The sequence below is a fragment of the Microcystis sp. M_QC_C_20170808_M3Col genome (assembly GCF_007095505.1).
In the GTDB taxonomy this organism is placed as follows: domain Bacteria; phylum Cyanobacteriota; class Cyanobacteriia; order Cyanobacteriales; family Microcystaceae; genus Microcystis.
The window spans coordinates 1-7,208 of sequence record NZ_SFBY01000476.1; the positions used below are offsets into that span (position 1 = coordinate 1).

Below are 7,208 nucleotides of genomic sequence, written 5' to 3' on the forward strand. Positions count from 1 at the left end.
TGAGAAGTTTTGGGCATATTCTTCTTCAAATTCTGACCAAGGAATTAGATTGGCCATGATAACCCAACGATTGTCTGGGGATAATTTCCCCTCCGAGGGAAACTCGAAGTTTTCCGGTGAGGTTGGCAGTTGCTCAATCTTGCGATACATTAGTACTAGATAGAGGAGATGCAAGGGTTTTGAGCGATTAAGCGCAGATTTAAGTGCATTTGGGAAGCTCTCAATCAAGCTAAAAGCCCTTTCCTGTAAGGTTTTTAGCTTTATTCATCAGACCCTAAATAGGGTTTGCGGCAAAAAGTTTTTCCTGGGGGCAGGGTGTGGGGTGTAGGGTGTAGGGTGTAGGGTTTTACCGATTTTCAGGAGTTCAATTACCTAATTTTCAGGGAAAAAGTGCCTAAATTTCCCCCCCCGAACACTCCAATGGCTGGCACTTTTTGATTGACAAATAGTCTAAAAGTCCTACCCAACAAGGTTTTTAGATTTATTCAGCAAACCCTAATTAAAAAATCAACAGCCAACACCAGCAAACCGAACAATTAGGGGATAGTTCAGTCGCTGTTAGTATTTTGCCAACCCCTAATATATGCTTAACCGTCATCTTCTAGCCTAAAACTACCTGTATGATGATTGGAGAGGATAGAATCCTATCTCTCCTAAACGAGTAATTAAACAAAAATTTCGCTTTTTTTATGGATAATCTGCAACTCTGGCAACGTTACCAAGATTGGTTATACTATCACCCTAACCTAGAACTTTATCTCGATGTCAGTCGGATTCCCTTCGATGAGGCTTTTCTCAAAGGTCTAGAAGCAAAATTTGAGCGCGCTTTCCAAGATATGACAGCTTTAGAACAGGGTGCGATCGCCAATCCCGACGAACAGCGTATGGTCGGCCACTACTGGCTGCGCGCTCCTGAACTCGCTCCTAACCAGGAATTGCGGGCCGAAATCACCGAACCCATAGCACAGATTAAAGAATTTGTCAAGAAAATTCACTCCGGAGCAATTAAACCGCCTGATCAAGAAAAATTTAGCCATATTCTCTGTGTAGGCATCGGGGGGTCTGCTTTGGGTCCCCAATTCGTCGGTTCGGCTCTAGCACCCGATTTTCCCCCCTTAGAGATTGCTTTTATTGATAATACCGACCCGAAAGGCATCGATCGCACCCTAGCCCATTTACCCTTAGCTACCACCCTCGTTATCGTCACCAGTAAATCCGGCGGCACTCCCGAAGCGAGAAACGGAATGTTAGAGGTCCGCAACGCTTACGAAAAACAAGATTTAGACTTTCCGCAACACGCGGTCGCCGTCACTATGCCGGGTAGCCAACTGGACAAATACGCCCAAGATTGGCTAACTCGTTTCCCTATGCAGGATTGGGTCGGTGGTCGTACATCAGAACTATCCGCCGTCGGTCTTCTCCCAGCCGCTTTGCAGGGTATCGACATTGATGAAATGTTAGCTGGGGCCAAAGAAATGGACATCGCCACCCGCGTCCATAACCTGAAAAAAAATCCTAGCGCCCTACTGGCTCTAGCTTGGTATCATGAGGGCAATGGCAAGGGAGAGAAAGATATGGTGATTCTGCCCTACAAAGACAGCCTCTATCTCTTTAGCCGCTATCTGCAACAATTGGTAATGGAGTCCCTCGGTAAAGAAAAAGACCTCGATGGCAATACGGTGTACCAAGGTATCGCCGTCTATGGTAACAAAGGTTCCACCGACCAACACGCCTACGTCCAACAATTACGCGAAGGTATTCCCAATTTTTTCGCTACTTTTATTGAAGTGTTAAAAGACCGGCAAGGAGATTCGATAGAAGTGGAAACCGGCTCCACTGCTGGCGATTTCCTCTCAGGATTACTGCAAGGTACTCGACAAGCTTTATACGAAAACAGTCGTCACTCTATCACTATCACTATCCCAGAGGTTACTCCTCGTCAGGTAGGGGCCTTAATCGCCCTCTACGAACGGGCCGTTAGTTTCTATGCTAGTTTAGTTAACATTAACGCCTACCATCAACCCGGGGTAGAAGCGGGGAAAAAAGCCGCCGCTTCCATTCTGGATTTACAGAGAAAAATCGTGCAAGTTGTTCGGGAAACGGGGACTTCTCTCGACCTAACCACACTAGCGGCCAAAATCGGCGCTAGTGACCAAGTTGAGGCTATCTATAAAATCGTCCGTCATCTCAACGCTAATCGGCGCAGTTTAACTATTACTGGCGATTTAAGCAAACCGGAAACGATCCAAATCTCTACCCGCTAATCAGGAGTCAGGAGTCAGTAGTCGGGAGTCAGTAGTCGGGAGACAGGAGACAGGTGTTGGGGGTTGGGGTTTTGGGGTTTTGGGGTTTTAGTTCAATTTCCCCATCTCCCCACTTCCCCATCTCCCCACTTCCCCATCTCCCCACTTCCCCATCTCCCCACTTCCCCATCTCCCCACTTCCCCATCTCCCCACTTCCCCACTGAATATAACTAACCATGGAAATGCTCGAAAACCTGAAAATGGCTTTTTCCGCTTTGATGGGCAATAAACTGCGTAGTGGTCTGACCATGCTAGGAATTGCTATCGGTAACGCCTCCGTCATTGCCCTAGTGGGAGTGGGTGAAGGAGCGCAAAAAGTCGCCCTCGAGCAGTTTGAAGCCCTCGGTCCGAATGTTTTATTTGTTTCCACCTCCTCGCGCAATGTCCGGCGGACAATTCCTAATCCCCGGCCTCTCACCTACGAAGATGCTCAAGCGCTCGCAGCTCAAGTTCCCGCCATTGCCGCCATTTCTCCCGAATTGAGCGGTACAAGAATCTTATCCTTCGGTAATAGAACCAGTAATAGCCCCCTGATCGGGGTGGGAGCCGAGTACCTAAACGTGCGTAACCGTCAACTATCTAAAGGTAGATTTATTATGGAATCTGACCTGAAACGGGATAATCGCGTGATTGTCTTGGGATCGGAATTAGCCAAAAATCTCTTTGGTAATCGCAATCCCGTCGGCGAAAATCTTCGCATCGGCAATCTTAGTTTTCAAGTTATTGGAGTTTTACAGGCGAAAGGCTCCTTATTTGAGGCTAATCAGGACGATCGAGCGTTAATTCCCCTAACTACTATGTCTAATCAGGTTCAAGGACGCAGAGCTATCTATGGCATTCCCCTGACTCATATTTCTGTCTTGGCGAAAAGCTCTGCCCAAATTAAAGCCGCCCAGTTTCAGATTAGCAACCTGCTGCAAATGCGTCATCAGGTCAGCGACGAGAATTATGTGCAGGTTTTCCCTCAAACCGCAGTCTTAGAAATGACCAAAGAGACTAACGATAGTTTAACTAGAATGTTAGCCTCGATCGCCAGTATTTCCCTTTTTGTCGGGGGAATCGGCGTAATGAATATTATGCTCGTGTCAGTCACGGAAAGAACCCAAGAAATCGGGTTAAGAAAGGCTTTGGGAGCCAAAGAAGGGGATATAAAAGGTCAATTTCTCATTGAGTCGGTGATTTTAGCCACCACTGGCGGAATGATCGGGATTTTTGTCGGTATTCAAGGAATGTATCTAGCAGGAATTTTTGCCGCTTTAACCACCAGTGTCTCAATCCCTGCGATAATTCTCGCTTTAGGAGTTTCCAGTGCCATCGGTCTAATTTTCGGTGTTGTTCCCGCTCATCGTGCCGCTAAATTAGATCCAATCGTTGCTTTGAGAAGATTATAGTTTTTCTAGGTCTTGTCCTGACCTCGGGATTCTATACCCGCGTCCGTTGTCGTAAATCCCTCCGCTTGCGCTAATATTTGCAGATTGTGGGCTATGGAGGCGAAAGAATCGGCAGGATATTCGATTAAAGTGGCGGAATCGAGAAAAGTTTCCACTCCCACGGGACAACCCAAATAATCAGCCACCGCTTTTGGAGTAGTGGAACCGAGGAGAATAGTTCCCGATTGTCTCACAGAAGATAGCTTTTCCCAAGGCTCATCGATCATTAAGGATAAATGGGTGGGAGCAAAAAGATTCGATAATTCGATCGCTTTCTCCAATGATTCCACCACCACGATTAAACCATAATGAGCGATCGCTTTTTCCGTTAACAATCTCTGGGGATGTACCTGTAACTGTTTTTGCACTTCTTCCTGTACTATTAGGGCCAAAGCCTTATCCGTCGTCAATAAAATCGCTGCCGCTAGGGAATACTGTTCCGCTTGCGCTAATAAATCTAGGGCCAACTGCCTGGGATTGGCTTGACTATCGGCAATAATAACCAAATCAGAAGTAATAGAGAGATAATCGATTTTTACATGGTCAGAAACTAGTTTTTTAGCCAAATTAGTATAAAAATCACCTATTCCGGCAATCATCTCCACGGGAGCGATCGTTTTTGTACCGTAGGCTAAAGCGGCGATCGCCTGTGGTCCAGCCACCCGATAAATCTCACTAATACCCACCGATTGGGCTGCCACTAAAATCGCCGGATGGATGCGTAAATCTTCATCAGCAGGAGATACCATCACAATCCGTTTAACCCCCGCTATTTTGGCAGGAATCGCCTGTTGGAGCAATAAACTGAGATAGGCCCGTTTCCCATCGGGAACGACAATTCCCACGCTGTTAACCGGTTGATAACGTTTCCCCCGAACCGTACCATCCTCAGGAAACTGTACCCAAGCTTTGGGAAGACGCTGACGATGAAAAGCCTCCATTTTTTGACAGGCAACGGCGATCGCATTTAATAAATCCTGCGACACCTGTTGATAAGCAGCATCGAGTTCCGAGCCACTCACCTTCAGTTGTTGTAGATTAAGGGACTGTTGGTAGAATTTTTCCGTGTAATCCACCAACGAGCGATCGCCAGAAAGTCGCACCTGCTCGACAATCTCTCGGACAAGCGATTCTTTTTCCCGAATTTCCGGATCGTCGAACCGTTCCCGAATTCGTCTCAGTTCCGTTCTGGCTGACCATGGCTCTGTGATAATTCGCAACATCGAGCTATTATCCTCTAGGGGCGAAACGAGATTAAAAAGTTTTCACTCCTCACACTCTAGCTTATCGCTTTCAATCTTGACCGGGGAGGGAGACCGAGTCAGTTATTTTAGCCGTTAGTCGTTAGGGGGCAGGAGGCAGGAGATAGGGTGATAGGGTGATAGGGTGATGAGACAACTTCCCCACTTCCCCACTTCCCCACTTCCCCACTTCCCCACTTCCCCACTTCCCCACTTCCCCACTTCCCCACTTCCCCACTTCCCCACTTCCCCACAAGGTAACAAAACCAGATATTCTACTAAATAGTCGCCTATCACACCAGCCTGATCTCGTGGTCGTCCAATGCAGTTTGCCAAGATATTAATCGCCAATCGCGGGGAAATCGCCTTAAGAATCCTTCATAGTTGCGAAGAATTGGGCATTAGAACCGTTGCCGTCCACTCTACCATCGATCGCCATGCCCTTCACGTTCAACTGGCCGATGAGAGTGTTTGTATTGGTCCGCCCCCAAGCAGCAAAAGTTACTTAAATATCCCTAATATCATCTCGGCTGCCCTAACACGCAACGCCACGGCGATCCATCCTGGTTACGGTTTTTTGGCAGAAAACGCCCGCTTTGCCGAAATTTGTGCCGATCATCAGTTAACTTTTATCGGTCCGTCTCCCAGCGCTATTCTGGCTATGGGGGATAAATCTACCGCTAAAAAAACCATGCAAAAAGCGGGAATTCCCACTATCCCTGGCAGTGGTGGTTTAATTACCTCAGAAGCGGAAGCAAAACGTATCGCTGATGACATCGGTTATCCTGTCCTGATTAAAGCCACCGCCGGCGGTGGAGGGCGTGGGATGCGTCTTGTCAAGAGTGCAGATGAACTAGGTGATATGTTAAAAGCCGCCCAAGGGGAAGCAGCAGCGGCTTTTGGCAATTCAGGAGTATATCTAGAAAAATTTATCGAATGTCCCCGACATATCGAGTTTCAGATTTTGGCCGATAGTCACGGTAACGTGATCCATTTAGGAGAAAGAGACTGTTCGATTCAGCGACGACACCAAAAACTGCTAGAAGAAGCACCCAGCCCCTTCTTAACGCCCCATTTACGCTCAAAAATGGGTAATGCCGCCGTTAAAGCCGCTAAATCGATTAATTACGTCGGGGTGGGAACTGTGGAATTTTTAGTCGATAAACACGGCAATTTTTACTTCATGGAAATGAACACCCGTATTCAGGTGGAACACCCCGTCACGGAGATGATCACGGGGATAGACCTGATCCGAGAACAAATTCTGGTGGCACAGGGCGAAAAACTGCAAATTAAGCAAGATCAGGTGATATTTAGAGGGCATTCGATCGAGTGTCGCATTAATGCCGAGGATCCCGATCGCAATTTTCGCCCTCACCCCGGCAAAATTAGCGGTTATCTGCCCCCCGGCGGTCCCGGTGTCCGCATGGATTCCCACGTTTACACCGATTACGAAATCCCCCCCTATTACGATTCCCTAATCGGTAAATTAATTGTCTGGGGAGAAAATCGCGAAACTGCGATTAAACGCATGAAACGCGCCCTGCGGGAATGTGCGATCACGGGAGTACCGACGACTATTGATTTCCATCGTAAAATACTGGAAACTCCCGCCTTTTTAGCCGGAGATGTTTACACTAATTTCATCCAAGAACATCTCTTGCCCTAGCGCGTTACCATGAATTTTAGACGAGAGTAGGTTGGGGATAATAATGACAGTAGAAGTTAAATTTAACTCGTTTCAACTCAGCGATGAACAGTTCTTTCAACTTTGTCAGGATAACCGAGATTTGCGCTTGGAACGCAACCCAAAAGGAGATTTAATTATTATGCCACCGACTGGAGGAGAAACCAGTAATTCTAACGCTGGAATCACTGCCCAATTATGGTTATGGAATAACCTAAATAAATTAGGTGTAGTTTTTGATTCTTCTGGAGGATTTAAACTACCTAATGGGGCCGATCGCTCTCCCGATGCTGCTTGGATACCTTTGGAAAAATGGCAAGCTTTAACCCCACAACAAAAGGAAAGATTTTTACCTCTATCTCCCGATTTTGTCATTGAATTAATGTCTCCTAGTGACAACATAGAAACTGCTAGGAAAAAAATGCAGGAATATTTAGATAATGGGACTCGTTTAGGTTGGTTAATCAATAGAAAAACTAGAGAAGTAGAAATTTATCGTCAAGGACAGGCAGTAGAAATTTTAACCAATCCAGAGAGTTTATCGGG

The 7,208-nt window shown here is 46.7% G+C and carries 7 protein-coding genes and 1 pseudogene; 4 read left to right on the forward strand and 4 right to left on the reverse strand.

Annotated elements, in window-relative coordinates; translation table 11 throughout:
• Positions 1–150: pseudogene (locus tag EWV84_RS22035) on the reverse strand (IS5/IS1182 family transposase); the annotation flags it as partial.
• A gap of 539 nt (positions 151–689) precedes the next feature.
• Between EWV84_RS22035 and EWV84_RS22040 the strand changes: the two are divergent.
• Positions 690–2,264: a glucose-6-phosphate isomerase gene (locus EWV84_RS22040; protein ID WP_287080091.1), complete on the forward strand. Its 1,575-nt coding sequence runs from the start codon at positions 690–692 to the stop codon at positions 2,262–2,264.
• A 92-nt stretch (positions 2,265–2,356) separates the two neighbouring features.
• On the opposite strand, the gene EWV84_RS22045 is transcribed toward EWV84_RS22040, so the two are convergent.
• Positions 2,357–2,482 carry a hypothetical protein gene (locus EWV84_RS22045; RefSeq protein ID WP_287080095.1) on the reverse strand — a complete coding sequence of 42 codons (126 nt, stop codon included), beginning with the start codon at positions 2,480–2,482 and terminating at the stop codon, positions 2,357–2,359.
• Between EWV84_RS22045 and EWV84_RS22050 the strand changes: the two genes are divergently transcribed.
• Positions 2,481–3,695, forward strand: a complete 1,215-nt coding sequence (locus tag EWV84_RS22050; protein WP_287080097.1) for an ABC transporter permease — start codon at positions 2,481–2,483, stop codon at positions 3,693–3,695. The two genes, EWV84_RS22045 and EWV84_RS22050, sit on opposite strands and share 2 nt — an antisense overlap.
• A gap of 5 nt (positions 3,696–3,700) precedes the next feature.
• On the opposite strand, the gene hisD is transcribed toward EWV84_RS22050, so the two are convergent.
• Both hisD and EWV84_RS22060 read right to left on the reverse strand, forming a co-directional pair.
• A complete protein-coding gene (hisD, locus tag EWV84_RS22055; RefSeq protein WP_287080098.1) occupies positions 3,701–4,957 on the reverse strand; it encodes a histidinol dehydrogenase in 1,257 nt (418 codons plus the stop codon).
• Positions 4,958–5,071: 114 nt separating this feature from the next.
• The gene (locus EWV84_RS22060; protein WP_287080099.1) at positions 5,072–5,272 is read right to left on the reverse strand and encodes a hypothetical protein; all 201 of its coding nucleotides are present in this window, start codon (positions 5,270–5,272) and stop codon (positions 5,072–5,074) included.
• Between the two features lie 25 nt (positions 5,273–5,297).
• Here EWV84_RS22060 and accC point away from each other — a divergent pair, with 25 nt between their 5' ends.
• Both accC and EWV84_RS22070 read left to right on the forward strand, forming a co-directional pair.
• A complete protein-coding gene (gene accC / locus EWV84_RS22065) occupies positions 5,298–6,644 on the forward strand; it encodes an acetyl-CoA carboxylase biotin carboxylase subunit (protein WP_287080100.1) in 1,347 nt (448 codons plus the stop codon).
• Positions 6,645–6,687: 43 nt separating this feature from the next.
• Positions 6,688–7,208: Uma2 family endonuclease (locus tag EWV84_RS22070; RefSeq protein ID WP_287080101.1), on the forward strand; the 521-nt coding region annotated here is incomplete at its 3' end.